At 45.9% G+C, this 23,720-nt stretch carries 21 protein-coding genes; 13 read left to right on the top strand and 8 right to left on the bottom strand.

Features of this window, described 5'->3' with window-relative positions:
• Positions 1-32 precede the first annotated feature (32 nt).
• From rnhB to ACED41_RS00410, 7 genes are all read left to right on the top strand, one after another.
• Positions 33-653: a ribonuclease HII gene (gene rnhB / locus ACED41_RS00440; RefSeq protein WP_017069379.1), complete on the top strand. Its 621-nt coding sequence runs from the start codon at positions 33-35 to the stop codon at positions 651-653.
• Between the two features lie 113 nt (positions 654-766).
• Positions 767-4,246, top strand: a complete 3,480-nt coding sequence (gene dnaE, locus ACED41_RS00435) for a DNA polymerase III subunit alpha (RefSeq protein ID WP_371724318.1) — start codon at positions 767-769, stop codon at positions 4,244-4,246.
• Between the two features lie 45 nt (positions 4,247-4,291).
• Positions 4,292-5,251: an acetyl-CoA carboxylase carboxyl transferase subunit alpha gene (gene accA / locus ACED41_RS00430; RefSeq protein ID WP_017060731.1), complete on the top strand. Its 960-nt coding sequence runs from the start codon at positions 4,292-4,294 to the stop codon at positions 5,249-5,251.
• A gap of 124 nt (positions 5,252-5,375) precedes the next feature.
• Positions 5,376-6,710, top strand: a complete 1,335-nt coding sequence (gene tilS, locus ACED41_RS00425; protein ID WP_017060730.1) for a tRNA lysidine(34) synthetase TilS — start codon at positions 5,376-5,378, stop codon at positions 6,708-6,710.
• A gap of 46 nt (positions 6,711-6,756) precedes the next feature.
• Positions 6,757-7,080: a cytochrome c gene (locus ACED41_RS00420; RefSeq protein WP_170791809.1), complete on the top strand. Its 324-nt coding sequence runs from the start codon at positions 6,757-6,759 to the stop codon at positions 7,078-7,080.
• 130 nt (positions 7,081-7,210) lie between these two features.
• Positions 7,211-7,549, top strand: coding sequence for a nitrogen regulatory protein P-II (gene glnB, locus ACED41_RS00415; RefSeq protein WP_017063373.1), 339 nt, complete (start codon positions 7,211-7,213; stop codon positions 7,547-7,549).
• A 61-nt stretch (positions 7,550-7,610) separates the two neighbouring features.
• The gene (locus ACED41_RS00410) at positions 7,611-8,453 is read left to right on the top strand and encodes an endonuclease/exonuclease/phosphatase family protein (RefSeq protein WP_371724317.1); all 843 of its coding nucleotides are present in this window, start codon (positions 7,611-7,613) and stop codon (positions 8,451-8,453) included.
• A gap of 106 nt (positions 8,454-8,559) precedes the next feature.
• Here the strand turns inward: ACED41_RS00410 and ACED41_RS00405 are convergent, their stop codons facing one another.
• The 3 genes from ACED41_RS00405 to gloB form a co-directional block, all read right to left on the bottom strand.
• Positions 8,560-9,246, bottom strand: a complete 687-nt coding sequence (locus ACED41_RS00405) for a YIP1 family protein (protein WP_017060727.1) — start codon at positions 9,244-9,246, stop codon at positions 8,560-8,562.
• Positions 9,243-10,817 carry a LysM peptidoglycan-binding domain-containing protein gene (locus tag ACED41_RS00400; protein ID WP_017063374.1) on the bottom strand — a complete coding sequence of 525 codons (1,575 nt, stop codon included), beginning with the start codon at positions 10,815-10,817 and terminating at the stop codon, positions 9,243-9,245. Before ACED41_RS00400 ends, ACED41_RS00405 begins: the two co-directional genes overlap by 4 nt.
• A gap of 69 nt (positions 10,818-10,886) precedes the next feature.
• On the bottom strand, positions 10,887-11,645 hold the full coding sequence (gene gloB / locus ACED41_RS00395; RefSeq protein WP_017060725.1) for a hydroxyacylglutathione hydrolase: 759 nt from the start codon (positions 11,643-11,645) through the stop codon (positions 10,887-10,889).
• A 53-nt stretch (positions 11,646-11,698) separates the two neighbouring features.
• Here gloB and ACED41_RS00390 point away from each other — a divergent pair, with 53 nt between their 5' ends.
• Positions 11,699-12,481, top strand: a complete 783-nt coding sequence (locus ACED41_RS00390; protein ID WP_017060724.1) for a class I SAM-dependent methyltransferase — start codon at positions 11,699-11,701, stop codon at positions 12,479-12,481.
• 98 nt (positions 12,482-12,579) lie between these two features.
• Here the strand turns inward: ACED41_RS00390 and rnhA are convergent, their stop codons facing one another.
• Positions 12,580-13,044 (bottom strand): ribonuclease HI, encoded by a 465-nt coding sequence (rnhA, locus tag ACED41_RS00385; protein WP_017060723.1) that lies wholly within the window; start codon positions 13,042-13,044, stop codon positions 12,580-12,582.
• 56 nt (positions 13,045-13,100) lie between these two features.
• Between rnhA and dnaQ the strand changes: the two genes are divergently transcribed.
• The gene (gene dnaQ / locus ACED41_RS00380; protein WP_371724316.1) at positions 13,101-13,868 is read left to right on the top strand and encodes a DNA polymerase III subunit epsilon; all 768 of its coding nucleotides are present in this window, start codon (positions 13,101-13,103) and stop codon (positions 13,866-13,868) included.
• 9 nt (positions 13,869-13,877) lie between these two features.
• On the top strand, positions 13,878-15,125 hold the full coding sequence (locus ACED41_RS00375) for a TIGR03503 family protein (protein WP_065583988.1): 1,248 nt from the start codon (positions 13,878-13,880) through the stop codon (positions 15,123-15,125).
• 128 nt (positions 15,126-15,253) lie between these two features.
• On the opposite strand, the gene fadE is transcribed toward ACED41_RS00375, so the two are convergent.
• On the bottom strand, positions 15,254-17,719 hold the full coding sequence (gene fadE, locus ACED41_RS00370; RefSeq protein ID WP_029235127.1) for an acyl-CoA dehydrogenase FadE: 2,466 nt from the start codon (positions 17,717-17,719) through the stop codon (positions 15,254-15,256).
• Between the two features lie 329 nt (positions 17,720-18,048).
• Between fadE and lpcA the strand changes: the two genes are divergently transcribed.
• Both lpcA and ACED41_RS00360 read left to right on the top strand, forming a co-directional pair.
• Positions 18,049-18,624: a D-sedoheptulose 7-phosphate isomerase gene (gene lpcA, locus ACED41_RS00365; protein WP_017063379.1), complete on the top strand. Its 576-nt coding sequence runs from the start codon at positions 18,049-18,051 to the stop codon at positions 18,622-18,624.
• Between the two features lie 67 nt (positions 18,625-18,691).
• Positions 18,692-19,537, top strand: coding sequence for a class II glutamine amidotransferase (locus ACED41_RS00360; protein WP_065583986.1), 846 nt, complete (start codon positions 18,692-18,694; stop codon positions 19,535-19,537).
• Between the two features lie 116 nt (positions 19,538-19,653).
• Here ACED41_RS00360 and purN read toward each other — a convergent pair whose 3' ends face one another.
• Together purN and purM are read right to left on the bottom strand one after the other, a co-directional pair.
• On the bottom strand, positions 19,654-20,328 hold the full coding sequence (purN, locus tag ACED41_RS00355; RefSeq protein ID WP_371724315.1) for a phosphoribosylglycinamide formyltransferase: 675 nt from the start codon (positions 20,326-20,328) through the stop codon (positions 19,654-19,656).
• 132 nt (positions 20,329-20,460) lie between these two features.
• The gene (purM, locus tag ACED41_RS00350) at positions 20,461-21,501 is read right to left on the bottom strand and encodes a phosphoribosylformylglycinamidine cyclo-ligase (RefSeq protein ID WP_008222945.1); all 1,041 of its coding nucleotides are present in this window, start codon (positions 21,499-21,501) and stop codon (positions 20,461-20,463) included.
• Positions 21,502-21,670: 169 nt separating this feature from the next.
• Here purM and upp point away from each other — a divergent pair, with 169 nt between their 5' ends.
• Complete coding sequence (upp, locus tag ACED41_RS00345) at positions 21,671-22,297, top strand: uracil phosphoribosyltransferase (RefSeq protein WP_017060716.1); 627 nt, start codon at positions 21,671-21,673, stop codon at positions 22,295-22,297.
• A gap of 141 nt (positions 22,298-22,438) precedes the next feature.
• On the opposite strand, the gene ACED41_RS00340 is transcribed toward upp, so the two are convergent.
• On the bottom strand, positions 22,439-23,677 hold the full coding sequence (locus ACED41_RS00340; protein WP_371724314.1) for a uracil-xanthine permease family protein: 1,239 nt from the start codon (positions 23,675-23,677) through the stop codon (positions 22,439-22,441).
• Positions 23,678-23,720 lie beyond the last annotated feature (43 nt).

Here is a 23,720-nt window from a genome sequence, read left to right as displayed (position 1 = left end):
GCGCTTACTTACAGAATATTAAGAGATTAGTTATGGCAGTAAAAGAGAAAAAAGAGCTTCCTCCATTTGAATACCCGCAAGGCTACCAGCTGTTTGCTGGCGTGGATGAAGTAGGACGTGGCCCTTTGGTTGGCGACGTGGTGACTGCTGCGGTTATCCTCGATCCAAACAACCCAATCGAAGGCTTAAACGATTCAAAAAAACTGTCTGAGAAAAAGCGCCTTGCTCTGCTTCCTGAAATTAAAGAGAAAGCATTGGCGTGGTCGGTTGGTCGTTGTTCACCACAAGAAATTGATGAGTTGAACATCCTGCAGGCAACCATGGTCGCCATGCAGCGCGCTATCGCTGGGTTGAGCGTTCAGCCTGACATGGCACTGATCGATGGTAACCGTGTTCCTCAACTTCCAATGGACGGTCTGGCTATTGTAAAGGGCGATTTACGAGTAGCAGAGATCAGTGCGGCGTCTATTATCGCTAAAGTGGTTCGCGACCAAGAGATGGAAGAACTCGACAAACTGCATCCAGAGTTTGGTTTTGCTAAGCATAAAGGTTACCCGACCAAAGCGCATTTCGAAGCGATTGAAAAACATGGTGTAACCGAGCATTACCGAAAGAGCTTTAAGCCAGTAAAACGTATTCTTGGCATAGACTAGAGCTTTACGTTAACTAGAGCTTAGCATCGAATAAAGTTGCTAACTTGTATTAGAAAAAAATAGAATACACACAGTTGTAATCCTAGGCTCAAACCTAGAACTCAGGAAAAATAATGTCAGATCCAAAATTTGTTCACCTACGCGTACACAGTGACTTTTCGATGGTGGATGGCCTATCCAAGGTGCCACCATTAGTTAAAAAAGTCGCTGAAATGGGTATGCCTGCTCTAGCATTGACCGACTTTACCAACCTGTGTGGTTTGGTGAAGTTTTACGGTACTGCCCATGGGTGTGGGGTTAAACCTATTATTGGTGCTGACTTCTTGATGCAGTCTCCGGATTTTGGCGATGAATTAACCAAGCTCACTGTTATTGCAACGAATAATAAAGGTTATAACAACCTAACATTATTGATTTCAAAAGCTTACCTTCGTGGTCATGTTCAACATCAGCCTGTTATTGATAAAGAGTGGCTGATTGAACATGCCGAAGGCCTGATTCTTCTATCGGGAGCAAAAGAGGGTGAGATTGGTAAGGCGCTGCTGAAAGGCAATCGAGAGTTGGTTGCAAGCAGCGTTGAGTTTTACAAAACATACTTCCCTGATCGTTTTTACCTTGAGCTGATTCGTACCGGACGTCCGGATGAAGAGTCTTACCTGCACTTTGCGTTGGAACTGGCTGAGCAGGAAGACTTGCCTGTTGTTGCAACCAACGAAGTAGTATTCCTAACTGAAGACCTGTTTGATGCCCATGAAATCCGCGTGGCAATTCATGATGGTTTCACTATGGTCGATCCTCGTCGTCCTAAAAATTACAGCGCGCAACAGTATCTTCGTAGCGAAGAAGAGATGTGCGAGTTGTTCTCCGATATCCCTGAAGCACTTGAGAACAGTGTTGAGATTGCTAAGCGTTGTAATGTAACGGTTCGTCTGGGCGAGTACTTCCTGCCTAACTTCCCAACGGAAGGTTTGGCGATTGAAGACTTCTTGATCAAGAAATCTGAAGAAGGCCTTGAGCGACGTCTAGCGTTCCTATTCCCAGATGAAAAAGTGCGTGCTGAGCGCAGACCGGAATACGATGAGCGACTCAAGATTGAGCTCGAAGTTGTTAACAACATGGGTTTCCCAGGTTACTTCTTGATCGTAATGGAGTTCATCCAGTGGTCAAAAGACAACGATGTGCCAGTAGGTCCTGGCCGTGGTTCTGGTGCCGGCTCTCTAGTCGCTTACGCCTTGGATATCACCGATCTCGATCCACTTGAATACGATCTACTTTTCGAACGTTTCTTGAACCCAGAACGTGTATCCATGCCCGATTTCGATATCGACTTCTGTATGGATAAGCGTGACCAAGTTATTGATCACGTGGCTGAAATGTACGGTCGTGATGCCGTTTCTCAGATCATCACCTTTGGTACCATGGCGGCAAAAGCGGTAATCCGCGATGTAGGCCGTGTACTGGGTCACCCGTTTGGTTTCGTCGATCGAATTTCAAAGCTTGTACCGCCAGACCCGGGTATGACGCTAGAGAAAGCATTCCTTGCTGAACCTGCATTGCCAGAGCTTTACGATGGCGATGAAGAAGTTCGTGAGCTGATCGATAAGTGTCGCATCCTTGAAGGTTGTACGCGAAATGCCGGTAAGCACGCGGGCGGTGTTGTTATCTCACCCACCACGATCACCGATTTTGCGCCAATCTATGCCGATGCAGAAGGTAACTTCCCAGTAACGCAATTCGATAAGAATGACGTTGAAACCGCCGGTTTGGTTAAGTTCGACTTCTTGGGTCTACGTACTCTGACCATCATCGATTGGGCGTTAGGCCTTGTAAACCCTCGCCTGAAGAAAGAAGGCAAAGAGCCGGTTCGTATCGAGTCGATTCCTCTTGATGACCAAGCGTCATTTAACCTATTACAAAATTCTGAAACCACCGCGGTATTCCAGCTGGAATCGCGTGGTATGAAAGACCTGATCAAACGTCTACAACCGGACTGTTTTGAAGATATTATCGCATTGGTAGCCTTGTTCCGTCCGGGTCCTCTGCAATCAGGCATGGTAGATAACTTTATCGACCGTAAGCACGGCCGAGAAGCGGTTTCATACCCAGATGAAACGTGGCAGCACGAATCGCTTAAAGAGACACTAGAACCTACGTACGGCATCATCCTGTACCAAGAACAGGTAATGCAAATCGCACAGATCCTCGCTGGTTATACGCTTGGCGGAGCGGATATGTTGCGTCGTGCGATGGGTAAGAAAAAGCCAGAAGAGATGGCAAAGCAGCGTGGTACCTTTAAAGAGGGCGCTGAAGCCAATGGTGTTGATGGCGAACTGGCCATGAAGATCTTTGACTTGGTAGAGAAATTTGCGGGCTACGGCTTTAACAAATCTCACTCGGCCGCATACGCACTGGTTTCTTATCAAACGCTATGGCTGAAAACGCACTACCCAGCGGAATTTATGGCTGCGGTAATGACAGCGGATATGGATAACACCGAGAAGGTTATCGGCCTTGTTGATGAATGTTTCCGTATGAAGCTCAAGCTTTTACCACCAGATATCAACTCAGGTTTATACCGTTTCAATGTGGATGAAGATGGCGCGATTGTTTATGGCATCGGTGCGATCAAAGGGGTCGGTGAAGGCCCTATTGAAGCGATCATTGAAGCGCGAAATAAAGGCGGTTACTTTAAAGACTTATTCGACTTCTGTGCACGCCTTGATCTGAAGAAGGTCAACAAACGTGTTATCGAAAAGTTGATTCTATCCGGAGCCTTAGATAGATTAGGTCCTCACCGAGCGGCAATGATGGCATCTTTGAAAGATGCGGTGAAGGCGGCGAGTCAACATCATCATGCCGAGTCTTTTGGTCAATCTGATATGTTTGGCGTGTTGACCGACGCTCCGGAAGAGGTTGAACACAAGTATACCCAAGTGCCTAAATGGCCTGAGAAGGTTTGGCTTGAAGGTGAACGTGAAACGCTTGGTTTGTATTTAACGGGTCACCCGGTTAACGCTTACATCAAAGAGTTAGCGAAATACACTAGCTGTCGTTTGAAAGATGCCACGCCAACGCGTCGTGACCAATCACTAACAATTGCAGGCTTGGTGATTGCTGCGAGAGTGATGACGACGAAGCGCGGCACGCGAATTGGTTTGATGACACTTGATGACCGTTCGGGCCGAATGGAAGTGATGTTGTTCTCGGATGCGCTCGATCGCTACGCAGAATTGCTCGAAAAAGACAAAATTGTGGTCGTTTCCGGACAGGTCAGCTTTGATGATTTCAATGGCGGGCTTAAAATGTCCGCGCGCGAGGTCATGGACTTAGGAAGCGCCCGTGAGAAATATGCTCGTGGGGTGTCGATATCTATCGACCAATCCCAAATTAACGGTCAATTTTTTGAACGCTTTAGTCAAATCTTAGAACCTTATAGAGCCGGAACGGTCCCAGTCAATGTATACTACCAGCGTGCCGACGCTAGAGCGCGGTTAACATTGGGCACAGAATGGCGCGTGACGCCAAGTGATACATTACTAGACGAATTAAAACAGCTGCTTGGAAATAGCCAAGTAGAACTCGAATTTAACTAAAATTTAGCTTCGCGAATGCCGAGCTGAATCAACAAGGATTCATAGATGAGCCTGAACTTTCTAGAATTTGAAAAGCCTATCGCTGAACTTGAAGCAAAAATCGAAGCGCTACGTGACGTTTCGCGTCACGGTGGTGACACAGCGGTAGATCTAGACAAAGAAATCGAACAACTAGAGAAAAAAAGCTTAGAGCTTAAACAGAAAATCTTTAGTGACTTAGGTGCATGGCAGGTAGCTCAACTTGCTCGTCACCCTCAACGTCCTTACACCAAAGATTACCTGGAGCATGCATTCACAGAGTTTGAAGAGATGGCGGGCGATCGCGCTTACGCTGACGACAAAGCTATTGTGGGTGGTATGGCTCGTCTAAATGGCCGTCCTGTTATGGTTATTGGTCACCAGAAAGGTCGTGAGACTAAAGAGAAAGTGATCCGTAACTTTGGTATGCCAAAGCCAGAAGGTTACCGTAAGGCGCTACGTCTAATGGAAACTGCTGAGCGTTTCAACATGCCTATTATTACTTTCATCGACACAGCGGGCGCATACCCAGGTGTTGGTGCTGAAGAGCGTGGTCAATCTGAAGCTATCGCTAAAAACCTAAAAGTGATGGCTGGCCTTTCAGTTCCTGTTATCTGTAACGTTGTGGGTGAAGGCGGTTCTGGTGGTGCACTAGCGATTGGTGTTGGTGACTACGTGAACATGCTTCAGTACTCTACGTACTCAGTAATCTCTCCAGAAGGTTGTGCTTCAATCTTATGGCGCGATTCAGATAAAGCACCACAAGCAGCTGAAGCGATGGGCCTGATTGCTCCTCGTCTTAAAGAGCTTGAGCTTATCGACGAAATCATTCCTGAGCCTCTAGGTGGCGCGCACCGCGACCCTGCACAAACCGCTCAAAACATGAAAGACATGTTAGTTAAACAGCTAGAAGAGCTAGAGCAGTTTGATAACGAAACGCTGCTTGAGCGTCGTTACCAGCGTCTAATGAGCTACGGCTACTGCTGATAACTTGCCTTAGCGATAAGGCTAGCTATACGAACAAATGATGAAAGGGTTGGACTCAGTGCCAACCCTTTTTTATTATTAAAACATTATCCCTTAACACACGATCTCTTGGTTTATTAGCCTCATGACACACTTAATTGATACCTTCACATCTGTACTTGATCAAAGCGCGCTTAAGCCTTGTCGGTTGATCGTCGCTTTCAGTGGTGGTGTCGATTCACGAGTGTTGTTGGAGTTGGCTGCCCAATTCGCTAAGTCCCATCACATCGATTGCTGTGCGGTACATGTTCACCACGGCTTAAGCAACAATGCTGATTATTGGGCAGAGCAGTGCAAAACATGGTGTGATGCTTTGTCGGTATCCTTGTTCATTGAACGAGTCTCGCTAGATATTAGCCGTGGAGAAAGCGTTGAAAAGCTGGCTCGAGACGCGCGATACCAAGCCCTTAAAAAGCATATTAGACAAGGTGATGTGTTAGTGACAGGCCAGCACATCGATGACCAAGTCGAGACCTTCTTGTTAGCTCTTAAGCGTGGCAGTGGTCCGAAAGGGCTCTCTTCAATGGCGAAAGTGATGCCATTTTCAGGTGCTCATATCGTTCGCCCACTGCTGTCGGTGACGAGAACGGATATTGAAGTGGCGGCGCGCGATATGGCTTTAACTTGGGTAGAAGATGAGAGTAATCAAGACGTTCGCTTTGACCGTAATTTTATTCGTCATCAAGTCACTCCGACACTGACCGAGCGTTGGCCTAGTTTTCGAGAATCGGTCAGTCGTAGTGCTCAGCTATGTGCAGAGCAAGAGTTACTGTTGGATGAGTTGTTAGAATCTCACTTACAACAAGCTTTGACTGAGAAGCACAGCTTAAGTATTGAGGTATTATCTCAGTACTCTGATTTACTGCGTGCACGCTTATTAAGAATGTGGCTGAGCCGCTGTAATCAACCGATGCCGAGCCAAAAGCAGCTCAAACTTATATGGGATGAGGTGGCATGTGCTCAGGCAGACGCCAACCCTAAGCTGGTGTTGAATGAGGTTGAGGTTAGACGTTTTAATCATCAGCTCCATGTCGTAAAAGAGACCAAAGACTTGTCGAACTGGCAAAGTGATATCTCGATGGAAGAGAGCTTAGTTTTGCCTGACGGTTTAGGGGAACTACACTTAACTTCAGCGGCGAGTGATGGTGTATCTAACCACTGTGATGCGCAACATTTTAGTCTCAACACAACGAGAGGAACACTGCGAGTGATATTTAACCCTGAGGGATTGTCAGCACACCCTGTTGGGCGCGGTCATAGCAGGAAGCTTAAGAAGTTGTTTCAAGAGTACCAAGTACCCAGTTGGTTAAGACGCAGAACGCCGATATTAATGGATGGCGATCGAGTGATCGCTGTTTTAGGCTTATTCGTAGATAAAAACTACGAAGGTCAAGATTGTGAAGCGCTTTGGAGCAAGTAGAAAAAGTTTATGTCACAATTCACCGTCACTTTAATAAAAATAATTAATGGAATATGCAATGAAGAAAATTACACTAGGATTAGTTCTTGGATTTGGACTATTGAGTGGTAACGCTCTGGCGGCTGATGTTGCTGCGGGTCAAGCTAAAGCAGCAATCTGTGCGGCATGTCATGGTGCAGACGGTATCGCAGTGATCCCTGGCTATCCAAACCTTAAAGGTCAAAACGAGCAATACATCGCTTCATCAATTAAGGCCTATAAGAATGGCCAGCGCACCGGCGGTTTGGCCGCTGTAATGCAGGCTCAAGCTTCAATGCTGAGTGATGAAGACATCGCGAATCTAGCCGCTTACTACGCAAGCCTTAAGTAAAACCTTCTCAAAGCGCTGATTAAACAAGATGATAAATTTCGAGCCAGAGCTTTAAAGCTCTGGCTTTTTTCATTGAATGTTTACTATAGCTAACCGATAATGAGCCATTCGCACAGTTTAAGGGATGAACATGAAAAAGATTGAAGCCATTATCAAGCCATTCAAACTTGATGATGTACGTGAAGCACTTGCAGAAGTGGGTATTACGGGTATGACAGTATCTGAAGTTAAAGGCTTTGGACGTCAAAAAGGTCATACTGAGCTATACCGCGGCGCAGAGTACATGGTCGACTTTTTACCTAAAGTGAAACTAGAAATCGTTGTGACCGACGAAGTGGCTGACCAATGTGTTGATACCATCATTGAGACGGCTCAAACAGGTAAAATTGGTGACGGTAAGATCTTCATTACTGAAGTTGAACGTGTGGTACGTATTCGTACTGGCGAAGAAGACGAAGACGCCGTATAAAAAAACTATTACCCTAAAAGGAGCGTTTATCGCTCCTTTTTCATCTCTGGTAGGGTGCTGTATGTTTAAGAAAACCATCATTGTTATCACGTTATTGATAACGCTTGCTGTCGTTAGTTTTCATTTTATCTTCGTGATCCCGAATAAACCCAACCTGATCATTTGCTCTCAAAGTACCAGTAACGACATCTACAGTTGCTACCAAAACTCTGCACCGAAAGCGATTGATGTGTCTGATGGCTTAGACATTACGGTGTGGAATATCTACAAGCAAAACCGAAATAATTGGCAGAGTGAGTTAAATAAGCTGTCGGCAGGTAGCGATTTAGTCTTGCTGCAAGAAGCTAGTATGACAGAAGGACTTCGCCAATGGGTAATGAGCGGACAGTGGGGAAGCACACGTGTTAATGCGTTTGAGGCCTTTGAGCAAAGTGCTGGGGTACTCAACCTAGCAACCCATTTACCGATTGAAGCGTGTGCTTATACTCATGAAGAACCTTGGCTTCAACTGCCTAAATCGGCGCTTTGGTCGCGTTACCAACTAAACAATGGCGAAGAGCTGGCTGTGATTAATATCCACGCTGTGAACTTTACCTTTGGTACGGAAGATTACGAGGCTCAGCTCAAGAGCTTAACTGACAATCTGCAAAAGTATCGTGGGCCGGTTATTTTTGCTGGGGACTTTAATAGCTGGAGTGAAGCTCGCTTTGCTGTATTGAAAGATGCGTTGGAGAAGGTTGGTTTGACGGAAGTTGCCTTTGAGCCAGATAACAGAACTCAGTTCATTACAGGACTGGTGCTCGACCATGTGTTCTATCGAGGGCTAGAGGTAGAAAAAGCAAAAGCGCCCATTACGGACGCTTCTGATCATAACCCTATGCGAGTGACCTTTAAGGCTAAATAGTGATTAGCTATTAGTCATTGGAACTTAACCATTCGCACGGTGGTTACCTTGGGAAATCTAACGGAACAATAGGCTAGAGAGTCTTCGCTAGCCTTATCTCTTCTACTTAAAAGATTAAAATGTAGAGCGCCCAGATTAGGTAGTAGCCAACCCATGGTAAGCCTGAAATCACAAGCGCTTGCCCGCGTTCAAACTCAGTCCACGTTAATACTGCAGCATAACCTAGCACGATGTACCATGGCAGAAGCAGTGGTAATGAGCTAGCAAACTGTGACCAATCATTAGTTAGCGGTAACTTGATCAAGCCATTTAAGCTGTTCAAGTCGGCAGCGTAGTTCATCACATGTCCATGCTTGAGTATCAGGCTTGCGTAGCTTGCTACATCACCTAAAACAGCTGGGAATATAACAACCGATGCCGCTGCAAACCATCGCCAAAAGCTGTGCTGATGTTGGCTTGGCTTGGTTGCTAGGTTAAACCAGAATGCCAATAGAACGATGGTTAATGTTCGGCCAAATACGTCGCTGATGATTTCACTTGCGAGTAAGGTATTGCTGTCAAGTAACGCCAATTGGTCAGGGTTCGTTTGAGCCAGTTGCTGCGAGAGCTCTGCACTTAACCATGCAAAATCTACATTCGAAAAATAAGCACCCCAAAACAAAAATGGGCTGAGCATTAATACGACGTAGGGTTGCCATCCCCAAGCACTTCGTTGATAAAGCGCTAAGAAACAAGCTGTTGGCGAACGGAATATATCCAACAGCATGACGAGTGGGTTACTTGACGGGTTCATACACTTACCTTAGTTACATCAACATACAGCTTCAGTTTTTGTCCTGGCTGTAGGTATTTTTTGTTCTGCAAAGTGTTCCATTTTACAACATCTGTACTTTTTACTTTGAACTTTGATGCAATACCGCTGACTGTGTCACCTGATCTTACGTTATAAAAGATCGTACGGATGATGGCGCCGTCTGAGCCGTTCTTCCAAATGACCAGTTCTTGACCAACTCTAAGCGTGTCGCGTGGTCCCATGCCATTCCACTTAGCCAGTGATTGATGAGAGACCTTATTTGCGCGTGCAATCGTCCATAGGCTGTCACCACTTCTTACAGTATGGCTGAGCTTATATTGACCACGACTCTTCGACTGTGTGCTTGCTAGGCGGTTTGAGGCGCTTAGGGCGTATGTCTTGTCGTCTTTGGTGGATGTTGGGATAAGTAAGTGCTGGCCAATACGAATATTGTTGTTGCTCAAACCGTTTGCAGAGCGGATCACTTTGCTGGTGGTGTTATATTTGCTTGCCAGTACGCTAATGCTGTCACCAGATTGAACCTTGTAACGCACCAACTTCATGCCTTTGCCTTTATTGGCAGCGACTTCTTTGTTGAATTTCTCAACTGAATCTAAAGGAAGTAATAGTTGTTGGTGTTTCTCTGGTGCCGTTGCCCATTGGTTGTAAGCCGGGTTGTAACCTTGAAGTTCTTTGACAGGAATGCCTGCGTAGTTCGCAGCAATGGCTAAATCAAGCTGTTCTTCAGGGTTAACCAGAGTCAGCACTGGCTTATTCGGGATCGCCGGAATATCGATGCCATACTTTTCTTGGTTGGCAATGACATCTGCTAGAGCAAGCAGTTTAGGTACATAGCTGCTGGTCTCTTTTGGTAAGTCCAAAGAGAAAAAGTCGATTGGCTTGCCAAGCTTCTTGTTCTTGCGGATTGCGCTGTTTACTCGACCACCACCACTGTTATAGGCAGCAATCGCATGATTCCAGTCGCCATCGAAACGTCGGTTAAGATCTGAGAGGAAGTCCAATGCGGCGTCGGTAGAGGCGGCAACATCGCGGCGGCCGTCATACCAAAAGTTCTGTTCAAGCCCGTAGTCTTTGCCAGTGCCTGAAATGAATTGCCATAGACCAGCAGCACTGCCATGAGAGTAGGCAAACGCATCGAAAGAGCTTTCTACAACGGGTAGTAGTGCCAATTCTAGTGGTAAGCCTTTTTCTTCAATCTTAGTCGTGATCAGATACAAGAAAGGTTCAGCACGCTTTGATACTGTTTTTAGATGACTCGGGTGCTTGAGATACCAAGTTCGGTAGTAGTCGACCTTCTTTTGGTCTGGCACTTCCATTTCAAGTTGCATCGCAATGCGTTTCCAAACATCTTCTTGTGTTTGTGGAGTAACGACAGGTGCTTCAACTTTTTGATCTTCTTTGGCTGTTGCTTCTGATGAAACGTTCGCTTGAGAAACTTCTTTAGTAGGAGATGTGTTGGTTTGCTCGGAAGCTTGGTCTGGATTCTCTGACTGAGTTAATTGGCAACCAGAAAGTAGTAATACCAAAGCCCAGCTGTACTTAACTCGCATGTTACAGCCTTTTTAATTAACGGCCGATGATAATACTTGCCACCCCTATGAGTGACAAGTCTGTATTTGTTAAAATTCGTTCTTCCACGCACGTAAAGCGGTGAATACCGATAAAGGGTCGGTCTGCTCGGTGCGATTAGACACTGATTTCACTACACTTGGCTCGGTATAGCGCAGGAAGGGGTTCACAAACTTCTCTTGTCTCAAATTTGTGGGGATGGTCGACTTATTTTGAGCGCGAAGTCGGTTCACTTGGTCGCGATATTGCTGCAAATGTTGGTTATCAGGCTCTACGGCTAATGCGAAAGCGATATTGGCTGCAGTGTACTCATGTGCACAATAAACTTCGGTTTCTTGAGGAAGCGCCGTGATCTTATTCAGTGCATCGAACATCTGTTGTGGTGTGCCTTCCATGATTCGGCCACAGCCCGCAGAGAACAACACATCACCACAAAACAGTTTGGCATCGCCCACATAACCAATATGACCCGCAGTATGGCCACTGAGCCCTAGGACGAGGAATACTTCGCCAAACAGTTCTAATTGATCACCATCATCGACCGGATGAGTTAAGGTAGGGATAGGTTCATTCCTTGGACCGACAACATCCACGCCGGGAAATTGTCTAACGAGTTCTGGAACACCACCAATGTGATCGTGGTGGTGGTGTGTAATCAAGATTGCATCTAAAGTTAGCTCATGGTGTGCCAAGTACTCTAATACTGGAGCCGCATCACCAGGGTCGACGACAGCACAACGGCGATCGCTATTTTGAATCAGCCAGATGTAATTGTCGTTAAATGCAGGTATGCTTTTGATATGTAACATTATTGGTTCTCCAGTCACTATTAGTGCGACAGAATAAGTGAGACAGATTATTGATGAAGCCAGCACGTAGCAGAAAGAAGTTTGAACGTCCTTACACTTGGGCGCAATTGCACAATGGGGACTGGTTGAGAGAATCTATTCAAACTCGACTCGATGAGTGGTGCCCAAAGCTATTTGGTTACCATATGCTCAAGCTCGGTGGCCTCAGTAGTGAGATTTCTAGCTGCACATGCAACATTCAACATCAAGTAAACCTAGATATCCAGAACCCATTACATAATGTGATAGCGGATGGCTATAATTTACCCTTTTTGGAGAAAAGCTTTGATGTTGTAGTACTGAGTCATCAGCTAGACTATAGCAATGACCCGCATCGCTTATTGAGAGAAGTCGACCGAGTGATGATGGACGATGGCTATATCATTATCACGGGCTTCAACCCAATCAGTGTCACTGGGCTTGCCAGTTTGATGCCTTGGCGAAAGAACAGCTTGCCTTGGAGTGGGCGTATGTACACGCCAAGTCGAATTAAAGACTGGTTAGGTGTACTTAACTATGAAGTAATTCATTGTGACACCTACGCGCTGTTTCCGATGAGTAAGTATCAAGCGATGTGGACGTGGTTGGAGAACAGCTTAGGTGGTTGTGCATCCTTCGCCGGAAGCCAATACTTTATTGTTGCTCGTAAGCGTACTTACCCGCTAAAACCCATCAAACCACATTGGCACCTCAAGCGACGTTTCTCGCCTGTTGGGGCAAGTTTTAGAACCAATACGCGCCGTACAATGGATTCAGCCAAAGCGTCATATCCGCTAAAAACAGAAAAAGCCGATTAGTTGTCGGCTTTTCATCTATCAATTCGATTGAGAAATTGTCAATTAGTTTAAGAAATTATAAATCGCTTTCTGAAATGTGCGTCTAATTAAAAAGACGATTAGCTTGGTTGATAGCCCGTATCTTCTAGAGTCGGATTCTCCGCTGCATTTCGCGCTAAATCATCACACATTTCGTTTTCTCTGTGTCCCGCGTGTCCTTTTACCCAGCGCCAATCAACGCTATGGCGAGCGGTTTCTTTATCGAGCCTTTGCCACAGATCGGCATTTTTAACCGGTTTCTTGTCGGCTGTTTTCCAGTCACGCTTTTTCCAGTTATGAATCCACTGTGTGATGCCTTGACGCACGTATTGGCTATCTGTTGTCAGAATCACAGAGCAAGGTTCTTTGAGGGCTTGGAGAGCAACGACAGCGGCGAGCATTTCCATACGGTTATTGGTTGTTAGCGTGAAACCTTCTGCTAGCGTCTTCTCGACTTTTTTGTAGCGAAGTACGATGCCATAGCCGCCGGGACCAGGGTTGCCTAAACAAGAACCATCAGTGAAAATTTCAACTTGTTTCGTCATGATTTGATACTATTACCTCAAGCACATTATCGGCATAGTCTGACACAGTTATCCTTATGAATACCAGTAGCACTCCAGAACAAAGCACGAACGAAAAAAACAGTTCGAACGAAAATAAGCGCATTGTTGTACTCGATACCGAAACCACCGGTATGAATACAGAAGGTGGCCCTCACTATATGGGTCACCGCATCGTTGAAATTGGTGCAGTAGAGATCATCAACCGTAGGCTGACCGGGCGTCATTTCCACGTCTACATCAAGCCCGGTCGTGCGATTCAAGAAGAGGCGATTGGCGTTCACGGTATTACCGATGAATTCTTGATTGATAAGCCTGAATACCAAGACATTCATAAAGAGTTTCTCGACTTTATCAAAGGTGCGGAGCTGGTGGCTCATAACGCGCCCTTCGATACGGGCTTCATGGACTATGAGTTTGAGAAGCTCAACCCAGCGATAGGTAAAACGGATGACTACTGTAAAGTTACCGATACCTTGGCAATGGCGAAGAAGATATTCCCAGGTAAAAGAAACAACCTAGATATCTTATGTGACCGTTACGGTATCGATAACTCGCACCGCACTCTCCACGGCGCATTGCTCGATGCGGAGATCCTAGCCGACGTCTACTTATTGATGACGGGTGGTCAAACTTCGCTGCAATTTAACGCTGGTCAACAGGAAGGTGAAGCCGAAAGCATACGAAGAGTAGAAAGTGGTCGAAAATCCCTAAAGGTTTTACGAGCTACGGCCGATGAAGTAGAAGCGCATCAAAGTCGTTTAGATCTCGTCGAGAAAAGCGGAAGCTGCCTCTGGCGTCAGTAGGGAGAAAGTATGTTAAGGGTATTGGCTACCGGTTGCTTATTGCTGTTAAGTTTTGGCTTACATGCAGCAACAGAATCCGTTATGAGTTTATTGGACAACCGTTTTAGAGTTGATCCCAGTATTGAACAAGTCACCTTTGTGATTTATCGAGCCGATAACTCTAAACCTGTCGTTTTGGTTCGCCCTGATGGCAAGAAATACTACTCTTGGCGCAATGCTGATAATGTCCGTTGGTACGAAGAATCGTCCATGGACATTATCTCTATCGACAATCCGATGCCCGGCCCTTGGCAAGCGATAGGTAAAGTTTCCCCTAAGAACAATATCAAGCTGCTGTCTCATCTTGTTTTGGATGCTAATGAGTTCCCAGATAAGTTGTATCAAACAGAGCGCATCAAATTTACCGCTCGACTGACTTCTGATGGCAAGCCGCTGGTGCTGCGCGATTTTCTCGATCGCGTGAAGCTTAAGGTTACCTTTACTAAGTTTGTTGAAAACGAAGAGTCTTTGGTGAGAGAAGCGCGCCCGGTGCCGGTTGTGATGGGCGAGTTTGCCGATGATGGCGCTGATCTTGATGAAAAGGCCGGAGATGGTGTGTTCACTGTCTCTTTGCCAATTGATATCGAGCCCGGTAAATACCGAGCGCGTATTACCTCTGGTAATGGCGTGTTCCTGCGAGCGCAAGAGCAAGAAGTCTTGGTTTACCCAACACCGATCACTAGCACCTTCATTCAATCACGAAAAGAGGGTTTACCTCATACTATTGTGGTGTCTGGTGAACAGGGGATGATTGCACCGAGCTCGTTAGCGGTTCATGTTGAGCACAAGGCTTCTGATGAATATGTGATGTACAAGCAGGGGCAAGCTGAAGTCGACGCAATGAAAGTCGCTTTAGAGGTGCCTTATAATGGCGATTTAGGAATTTATAATTGGTCAGGGATGGTTTATGCCACTGATGCTTCAAGTCAGCGCCCGCTGATTTTTCCAATTACCGAGCAGTCGTACAGCGTTGTTGAAGATATCGACTTAGCAGAGTCACGACGTCTTCAAGAAGAAGCTCTTGCTGAACAGAAGCGTATCGCAACAGAGTTGATGATCCTTCAAAAACGTGAAGATGACAGACAGCGCAGTATGATCATTATTGCGGTGGGTAATGTGGTCGCTATTCTATTGGGCTTATTGATTTGGTTTGTGGTTCGTAAGGTCAAGGCGAAGAAAAAAGCGTTACCTGAGATGCAGCTCAAGGCGCCCAAGTAACTCGCTTAGATGATTAGATTGTCTAGAGAGAATAAGCTGCTAGATAAAGCATTGGAATTTGTGGCAACGAAATCATGAACAAAAAAACGGGACTCATAGTAGTCCCGTTTTTGTTTCTTTTTCTGGCCTTAAGCGACGTTATCAATCGATTGGTCTGGGTACTGAGATTTTGCTGCAAGCTCCTCTGGTGAGAAGTCATCCACGTTAATCGTGTACAGTCTATGTTCCTCAGCGCTAATCAGAAGATTTGCTTCGTCTTGCGTTAAGATACCTTTCTCAAGTCCCAACTGAGCAACAAGATCAAGTCGTAAGAAGGCACGTTTTTGATGTGTCTCTTTGCAGACTTTGTCGAACAGAGGTTCAGCTTGAAGAATCACTTCTAGCGCTTTTTCAATCTTACCTACTGGGTTGTATTCCGTCGCTTCTAGGTATTGGCCGCGACCTATACGAGAGCGTGTTTCGCTTGGTGTTTGTAGAATGTGCGCAACTTTGCTATCGAGCTTGTCGTTTGGAGCACGACGGATACGACCAAATGGCATTAGCACAACACGAAGCAGACGACCAATCACAGGGTTAGGGAAGTTCGCTAAGAATTCATCAATCGCCACTTCAGTCTGACGTAAGCTATCTTGCATCCCCCAATGTACTAACGGTAGATCTTCAGCGTGGCTGCCTTCACTTTCAAAGCGCTTCAACGTTGCTGAACCGAGGTAAAGTTGACTTAAGATATCACCCAGTCTTGCTGATAAACGTTCTCTACGCTTCAGTGATCCGCCTAGAACTGCCATTGAAATATCAGACAGTAGCGCTAGGTTTGCACTGTAGCGGTTTAGCTGTTGGTAGTAACGCTGTGTCTGTTTATCTGTTTTATTTGAAGGTGTTGGCGCATCAGAACCACGACCATCGGTTAAACCAAACCACAAGCTGCGGACTAGGTTGCTCATCGTAAAGCTAACGTGCCCTGCTAACGCTGAATCAAACTTATCAAGCGCATCGCTGCTTTCAGAATAAGCCGCTTCCATTTCGTTCAGTACGTAAGGGTGACAGCGAATCGCACCTTGACCATAGATGATCATTGAACGAGTCAGGATGTTTGCGCCTTCAACCGTAATCGCGATAGGCGAGCCTTGGTAGCCACGAGCTAGGAAGTTCGATGGGCCTAAACAAATGCCTTTACCACCGACGATATCCATCGCATCAATGATGCTGCGCTGGCCACGGTGAGTACAGTGGTACTTAACGATTGCAGAGATAACCGAAGGCTTTTCACCAAGGTCGATGCCCGCAACGGTTAGGTTACTTGCAGCGTCCATTACATAAGCGTTACCTGCAAGGCGTGCAAGTGGCTCTTCAACCCCTTCCATGCGGCCAATAGGCTGTTTGAACTGACGGCGGATACGAGCGTAAGCGCCAGTTGCAAGCGCGGCAGACTTGATGCCACCAGTTGAATTTGAAGGCAGTGTGATACCACGACCAACCGACAGGCACTCAACCAGCATACGCCAGCCTTGACCGGCCATTTTCTGACCGCCAATGATGAAATCGATAGGCACGAAGATATCGTCGCCTTGCGTCGGGCCATTTTGGAAAGGTACGTTTAGTGGGAAGTGGCGGTTGCCAATCTCTACGCCTTTTAAATCCGTTGGGATAAGCGCACAAGTGATACCAAGATCTTTTTGATCACCAAGCAGGCCATCCGGGTCACGAAGTTTAAAAGCTAAGCCTAATACCGTCGCGACAGGCGCGAGAGTGATGTAACGCTTGTTCCAAGTTAGGCGCATGCCGAGTACTTCTTCGCCTTGCCAGTCGCCTTTACAAACCACACCGTAATCTGGAATAGAGCCAGCGTCTGAGCCAGCTTCTGGGCTAGTTAGTGCGAAACAAGGGATCTCTTTACCTTCCGCTAGGCGAGGCAGGTAGTGGTTTCTTTGTTCTTCTGTACCGTAGTGTTGTAAAAGCTCACCAGGGCCTAATGAGTTAGGTACGCCAACCGTCGATGACAATACACTAGAAACGCCTGTTAGCTTCTGTAGAACCAAAGATTGAGCGTAAGCTGAGAACTCTAAGCCGCCGTATTTTTTCTTGATGATCATGGCGAAGAATTTATGGTCTTTCAGGTATTGCCATACTTCTGGTGGCAAATCAGCAAGCTCATGAGTGACTTGGTAATCATTGACCATTTCACACACGATATTTACTGGACCATCTAAAAACGCTTGCTCAGCTTCAGAGAGTTTCGGGTCAGCAATGTTCTGAAGTTTCTTCCATTCAGGTTTGCCTTTGAACAGCTCTGCTTCCCACCATACTGTGCCGGCTTCTAGTGCTTCTTTTTCTGTCTGAGACATCGCCGGTAGAACTTTCTTAAATAAAGAGAGTGCTTTTTGGCTGATCAGTGTCTGACGAATGGTCGGTACAGCAAAGATCGCAACGGCTAATAGATAGCAAAGCCAGCCGGTAACAGCCACGCCGCCAAGCAGTGTTAATGCTACCATTGCGCCGGTTAATACAACTAATGCACGTACCAGACTAACTCTATGGTAAAGACAGACGCCTAAGATGGCGGTCATGCCGAGTAGGGAGAGCAATATGTTCATGATCGATTTCCTTTTCAGAGATCACTTATTGTTATTAAGTTTTAGGTAAGAGGTCTAACCAGTCAAGTGTAAACAAAATATTAAATATTTGTAAAACTCCAAGGTGAGTAAAAAGTGATCTCAATAGAGTTAAAATTCTAATTGTGAGAGGTTGGTGGCGAATATTTGGACGGATTTACAACGACAAGTTAATTAAGGTGGCAATCTTTGGGCTTAAGTGTCGACACTATTTCATGTTTGTGGGTAAACTCAGGTAAAAGAGGGAAAAAACCTCAGCTCTCATTTCACGTACCTTAAGTTGCGTAAAAAAAATATAAGAGATAAGCCTTATGTACCAAGACCTAATCAAAAGTGAATTGAACGAAGCTGCTGACGTTCTTAACAAGTTCTTGAGTGATGATCACAACATTGCTCAAATTGAAGCGGCTGCAAAACTGATTGCTGACTCATTCAAACAAGAAGGCAAAGTGCTTTCTTGTGGTAACGGTGGCTCACACTGTGATGCGATGCACTTCGCGGAAGAGCTAACAGGCCGATACCGTGAAAATCGCCCGGGCTACGCTGGCATTGCGATTTCAGACCCTAGCCACTTATCTTGTGTGAGTAATGATTTTGGCTACGACCACGTGTTTTCTCGCTATGTAGAAGCGGTGGGTCGTAAAGGTGATGTGTTGTTCGGTCTGTCGACTTCAGGTAACTCTGCCAATATTCTAAAAGCGATTGAAGCTGCTCAAGCTAAAGGCATGAAGACGATTGCATTGACGGGTAAAGATGGCGGCAAAATGGCGGGTTGTGCTGATATCGAAATCCGAGTACCACACTTTGGTTACGCAGATCGTATCCAAGAGATTCACATTAAGATCATTCATATTGTGATTCAGCTTGTTGAAAAAGAGATGGAATAATAGTTTTACAGACATTTGGAACCCATGTTTGTGGCTCCATTGGTTTTAATAGGGAGTAGATTAAACCATGTGTGAATTGCTCGGTATGAGCGCGAATGTGCCAACTGATATTTGTTTTAGCTTTACTGGTCTTATGCAGCGTGGAGGCAATACTGGCCCGCATCGTGATGGCTGGGGTATTACCTTCTATGAGGGAAAGGGTTTTCGTACATTTAAAGATCCTAACCCTAGCTGTGAATCAAAGATTGCTGAGTTGGTTCAAAACTACCCAATTAAAAGCCAAGCCGTTGTCAGTCATATCCGTCAAGCGAACCGTGGTGGTGTTAATCTAGAGAATACACACCCTTTTACTCGTGAGCTTTGGGGGCGATACTGGACCTTTGCTCACAATGGTCAATTAACGGATTACGACGATCTGATTAGTGGTCGTTTCAGACCGGTTGGCGAGACAGACAGTGAGCTCTCCTTCTGTTGGCTACTCAAACAACTTGAAGAGCGTTTCCCTGAGCCACCTCAAGATATGGAAGGTATGTTTCGCTTCGTAGCGGAATGTTGTGACCAGCTCCGAGAGAAAGGCGTTTTCAACATGTTGTTGAGTGATGGTGAGTACGTGATGACTTACTGTACTAACCATTTGTACTGGATAACAAGGCGCGCACCTTTTGGTAAAGCGAGCCTGATTGATGAAGATGTTGAGATAAACTTCCAAGAAGAGACTACGCCAAATGATGTGGTGACGGTGGTAGCAACTCAACCTCTTACGGACAATGAACAGTGGTTTAGAATGAAGCCGGGCGAATACGCACTGTTTCATTTTGGTGAGCTGATTGGCAACAACCATCAAGCGTTAGAAGATGTTGCTTATGCGCCGAAAAAGGTAGCGAGCCAAGCACCGACAGAGCCATTAAGCTAATGCTGTAGATCGTATTGCTTGAACCCGAACAAACGAAGGCCGCTTACTGCACTAACCAGTCAGTAAGCGGCCTTTTTGTTTTTCAGCAATTTGTTGTCTGAGAGTCGTTTGACGAATTACTCTTCTGCGTAACCGTGTTTACCTAATGCTTTACCGTCTAACACAGCCTGTCCATTGACCATTGATAAACGGTCTTCCGCGAACCACTTGCAGACCATAGGGTAAATGCAGTGTTCTTGAGTCAGCACTCGGCTTGCCAACATATCAGCATCATCATCTTCAAATACCGGCACCTTAGCTTGCAAGATCACAGGGCCGCCATCGAGCTCCTCGGTAACAAAGTGGACGCTAGTACCGTGTTCTTTGTCTTGCGCATCAATGGCACGCTGGTGGGTGTGTAGGCCTGGGTATTTCGGCAACAGAGAAGGGTGGATGTTGACCATTTTCCCTGCATAGTGACGAACAAACTCTGAACTCAGGATTCGCATGTAGCCAGCGAGTACGATTAAATCTGGCTGGTAAGCATCGATCTGAACCATCAATTCATGGTCAAACTCTTCACGTGAACCAAAGTCTTTTGGATTAACTGAATGAGCGTCAACACCTGCGGTTTTCGCTCGTTCTAATCCAAAAGCCTCTGCTTTGTTTGAGAAGACAGCTTTAACCGATGCATCAATCATATCGCTATCGCAGGCATCTAAAATAGCCTGTAAGTTACTTCCGCTTCCTGAAACTAACACAACGATGTTGTTCTGAGAGTGACTGGTTTTATTTGAGTGATTGTTTTTCATAGAGTGGGTCATACGATTGATTAACTGAATTGTTTACAATGTACCTACATAAACTAAGGTTTTCTGCGGGCTAAATAGCAAAATGAGGACCATTAGGTCCTCATTGATTAACTAAGTAAGTGAGCGTATCACTTATTTAATTTCAACTTGCTCTTCGCCAGCTTCAGCGTTTGCGATCTCACCGATAACCCAAGCGTTTTCGCCTTCAGCTTTCAGTAGTTCAACAGCAGCGTCTGCTTGATCTTTAGGTAGAGCAACAACTAGGCCTACACCACAGTTGAAAGTGCGGTACATTTCGAATGTCTCCACGTTACCTTTCTCTTGTAGCCAGTTGAAGATAGCAGGCCATTCCCAGCTCTTGCCATCAATGACTGCTTTAGTACCTTCAGGAAGTACGCGTGGGATGTTTTCCCAGAAACCACCACCTGTGATGTGTGAGATAGCATGAATGTCATGCTCTGCAATCATCTTAAGTGCCGATTTGATGTAAATCTTAGTTGGTTCTAGTAGGTGCTCACCGATAGTGCGACCTTCTAGTTCTTCACTCTTATCAGCACCAGAAACTTCTAGGACTTTACGAATTAAAGAGTAACCGTTTGAGTGTGGACCACTTGAGCCAACAGCGATAAGTGCGTCGCCTGCTGCTACTTTAGTGCCGTCAATGATGTCCGCTTTTTCTACAACACCAACACAGAAGCCAGCTACATCGTAGTCGTCGCCTTCGTACATGCCTGGCATTTCAGCAGTTTCACCACCGATTAGTGCACAGCCAGCTTGAACACAGCCTTCAGCAATACCAGAAACAACGTCTGCTGCTGTATCTACATCTAGCTTACCTGTTGCGTAGTAGTCTAGGAAGAATAGCGGTTCACCACCTTGAACGATTAAGTCGTTCACACACATTGCCACTAGGTCGATACCAATGGTGTCGTGTTTTTTCAGATCCAAAGCAAGGCGAAGTTTAGTACCAACACCATCAGTACCTGAAACAAGTACCGGCTCTTTGTATTTCGTTGGAAGTTCACATAGGGCGCCAAAGCCACCAATACCGCCCATTACTTCAGGGCGACGAGTGCGTTTAACAGCACCTTTGATACGGTCTACTAGTGCATTACCTGCGTCGATATCAACACCAGCGTCTTTGTAGCTTAGAGAAGAAGTATTACCACTCACGGGATAGTCCTCGAACTTAAGTTGGATGTGAAAACGGCGCTATTCTAACAGGGCTTGAATATGAAGAGCAAACGTTTGCGCGGTTTTTTTTATTAGAATAAAGATTCTGAAATAACCCTAGAGTTCGTGTATAATCTACAGGTTTGTTTAAATATTGCCGGAGTTGGAAATGAAAGTTGTTGAAGTGAAACACCCGCTAGTAAAACATAAAATTGGCCTGATGCGTGAAGGTGAGATTAGCACTAAGCGTTTTCGTGAGCTAGCGACAGAAGTGGGTAGCCTTCTAACATACGAAGCGACATCAGACTTTGAAACTGAGCGTGTGACGATTAACGGTTGGAACGGTCCAGTAGAAGTTGACCAAATTAAAGGTAAAAAAGTAACGGTAGTGCCAATCCTACGTGCTGGTCTAGGCATGATGGACGGCGTTCTTGAGCACATCCCAAGTGCACGTATCAGCGTTGTTGGTATCTACCGTGACGAAGAAACACTTGAGCCAGTACCATACTTCAACAAGCTTGCATCTAACATCGATGAGCGTATTGCTCTAGTGGTAGACCCAATGCTTGCGACAGGTGGTTCTATGATCGCGACTATCGACCTGATGAAAGAGAAAGGTTGTAAGCACTTTAAGATTCTTGTGCTTGTTGCTGCTCCTGAAGGTATCGCTGCTCTAGAAAAAGCGCACCCAGATGTTGAGCTTTACACGGCTGCAATCGATGAGAAGCTAAACGACAAGGGCTACATTGTTCCTGGTCTTGGCGATGCTGGCGATAAGATCTTCGGTACTAAGTAATTCGGTTTCAGCTTAAGTGACTCTAAACAGTTCCTTAACTCGCTGAATTAACCGTATTAATAAAAAGGGAGAGCATTCGATGCTCTCCCTTTTTTGATCTTGTTAGGTTGTGATTCTTTGGAATCTAGCCTTACCGACTCATTAATCGATTTGAGCTTTATCTACCACAGTGTTGTCACCTAGCTCTTCTGGAAGTACTAGGTTAAGTAGAATCGCAACGATACCGCACAAGCTTACGCCCTGTAGGCTAAAGTCACCGATACCAAAGGCCATGCCGCCAATACCAAAGACTAAAGTAATGCCCACAATCACAAGGTTACGTGATTTGTGTAGGTCAACATTGTTTTTGATTAGCGTGTTAAGACCAACGGTTGCGATAGAGCCAAACAGTAGAATCATGATGCCGCCCATTACTGGAACCGGAATCGTTTGAAGTAGTGCGCCTAGCTTACCAACTAATGCAAGAACGATGGCAGTAACAGCAGCCCAAGTCATGATTACTGGATTGAATGCTTTCGTCAGCATTACTGCGCCTGTTACTTCACTGTAAGTAGTGTTTGGTGGCGCGCCCAGCATAGAAGCTGCGATTGTTGCCACGCCATCGCCTGTGATTGTGCGGTGCAGGCCTGGCTTCTTAAGGTAGTCTTTGCCGGTTACGTTAGAGATCGCAAGCATGTCGCCAACGTGCTCAACGGCAGGTGCAATCGCAACAAATACCATGAAGAAGATAGCGTTGATGTTGAACTCAGGTGCAGTGAAGTTCGGTAGTGCCAACCAAGACGCTTGAGCCACTGGTGTGAAGTCTACCGCGCCGTATATCAAGCTAGTGATGTAACCCGCAACAATACCACCAAAGATAGGCAGCAGTTTTAGGAAGCCTTTCGAGAATACACTGATGACAATCGTCACTAACAGTGAAATTGAAGAGATCCACAGTGCTGCGTCTGCATCAACAAGCTGAACCGCACCATCGCCTGTCTTACCTAGCGCCATGTTAACTGCAACAGGTGCAAGACCTAAACCGATAACCATGATCACAGGGCCAACAACGACGGGTGGAAGCAGTTTATGGATGAAGCCAACGCCACGAACTTTAATTAACGCGCCCATTAGTACATACACAACACCTGCCGCCATTAGGCCACCCATGGTTGCGCCAACGCCCCATGTTTGAATACCAAACATGATAGGCGCGATGAATGCGAAAGAAGACGCTAAGAAGATTGGCACTGAACGGCGTGTAATAAGTTGGAATAAAAGGGTACCGATACCTGCGCCAAAGAGTGCAACGTTGGGGTCAAGTCCTGTTAGTAGCGGCACGAGTACAAGCGCACCAAATGCTACAAACAGCATTTGCGCACCTTGCAGAGCATTTTTCATGTTATGTCCTTAAAATGGTCGTTATATGAAAAGCGAAAAATAA

The organism is Vibrio sp. 1F255 (genome assembly GCF_041439145.1).
GTDB lineage: Bacteria > Pseudomonadota > Gammaproteobacteria > Enterobacterales > Vibrionaceae > Vibrio > Vibrio crassostreae_C.
This window is presented reverse-complemented; position numbering and strand designations above follow the sequence as displayed.

Bases quoted from the DNA above. Each gene is read 5' to 3' on its own strand.
- rnhB (WP_017069379.1), top strand. From the start codon at position 33: ATGGCAGTAAAAGAGAAAAAAGAGCTTCCTCCATTTGAATACCCGCAA.
- dnaE (WP_371724318.1), top strand. From the start codon at position 767: ATGTCAGATCCAAAATTTGTTCACCTACGCGTACACAGTGACTTTTCG.
- accA (WP_017060731.1), top strand. From the start codon at position 4,292: ATGAGCCTGAACTTTCTAGAATTTGAAAAGCCTATCGCTGAACTTGAA.
- tilS (WP_017060730.1), top strand. From the start codon at position 5,376: ATGACACACTTAATTGATACCTTCACATCTGTACTTGATCAAAGCGCG.
- ACED41_RS00420 (WP_170791809.1), top strand. From the start codon at position 6,757: ATGGAATATGCAATGAAGAAAATTACACTAGGATTAGTTCTTGGATTT.
- glnB (WP_017063373.1), top strand. From the start codon at position 7,211: ATGAAAAAGATTGAAGCCATTATCAAGCCATTCAAACTTGATGATGTA.
- ACED41_RS00410 (WP_371724317.1), top strand. From the start codon at position 7,611: ATGTTTAAGAAAACCATCATTGTTATCACGTTATTGATAACGCTTGCT.
- ACED41_RS00405 (WP_017060727.1), bottom strand. From the start codon at position 9,246: ATGAACCCGTCAAGTAACCCACTCGTCATGCTGTTGGATATATTCCGT.
- ACED41_RS00400 (WP_017063374.1), bottom strand. From the start codon at position 10,817: ATGCGAGTTAAGTACAGCTGGGCTTTGGTATTACTACTTTCTGGTTGC.
- gloB (WP_017060725.1), bottom strand. From the start codon at position 11,645: ATGTTACATATCAAAAGCATACCTGCATTTAACGACAATTACATCTGG.
- ACED41_RS00390 (WP_017060724.1), top strand. From the start codon at position 11,699: ATGAAGCCAGCACGTAGCAGAAAGAAGTTTGAACGTCCTTACACTTGG.
- rnhA (WP_017060723.1), bottom strand. From the start codon at position 13,044: ATGACGAAACAAGTTGAAATTTTCACTGATGGTTCTTGTTTAGGCAAC.
- dnaQ (WP_371724316.1), top strand. From the start codon at position 13,101: ATGAATACCAGTAGCACTCCAGAACAAAGCACGAACGAAAAAAACAGT.
- ACED41_RS00375 (WP_065583988.1), top strand. From the start codon at position 13,878: ATGTTAAGGGTATTGGCTACCGGTTGCTTATTGCTGTTAAGTTTTGGC.
- fadE (WP_029235127.1), bottom strand. From the start codon at position 17,719: ATGAACATATTGCTCTCCCTACTCGGCATGACCGCCATCTTAGGCGTC.
- lpcA (WP_017063379.1), top strand. From the start codon at position 18,049: ATGTACCAAGACCTAATCAAAAGTGAATTGAACGAAGCTGCTGACGTT.
- ACED41_RS00360 (WP_065583986.1), top strand. From the start codon at position 18,692: ATGTGTGAATTGCTCGGTATGAGCGCGAATGTGCCAACTGATATTTGT.
- purN (WP_371724315.1), bottom strand. From the start codon at position 20,328: ATGAAAAACAATCACTCAAATAAAACCAGTCACTCTCAGAACAACATC.
- upp (WP_017060716.1), top strand. From the start codon at position 21,671: ATGAAAGTTGTTGAAGTGAAACACCCGCTAGTAAAACATAAAATTGGC.
- ACED41_RS00340 (WP_371724314.1), bottom strand. From the start codon at position 23,677: ATGAAAAATGCTCTGCAAGGTGCGCAAATGCTGTTTGTAGCATTTGGT.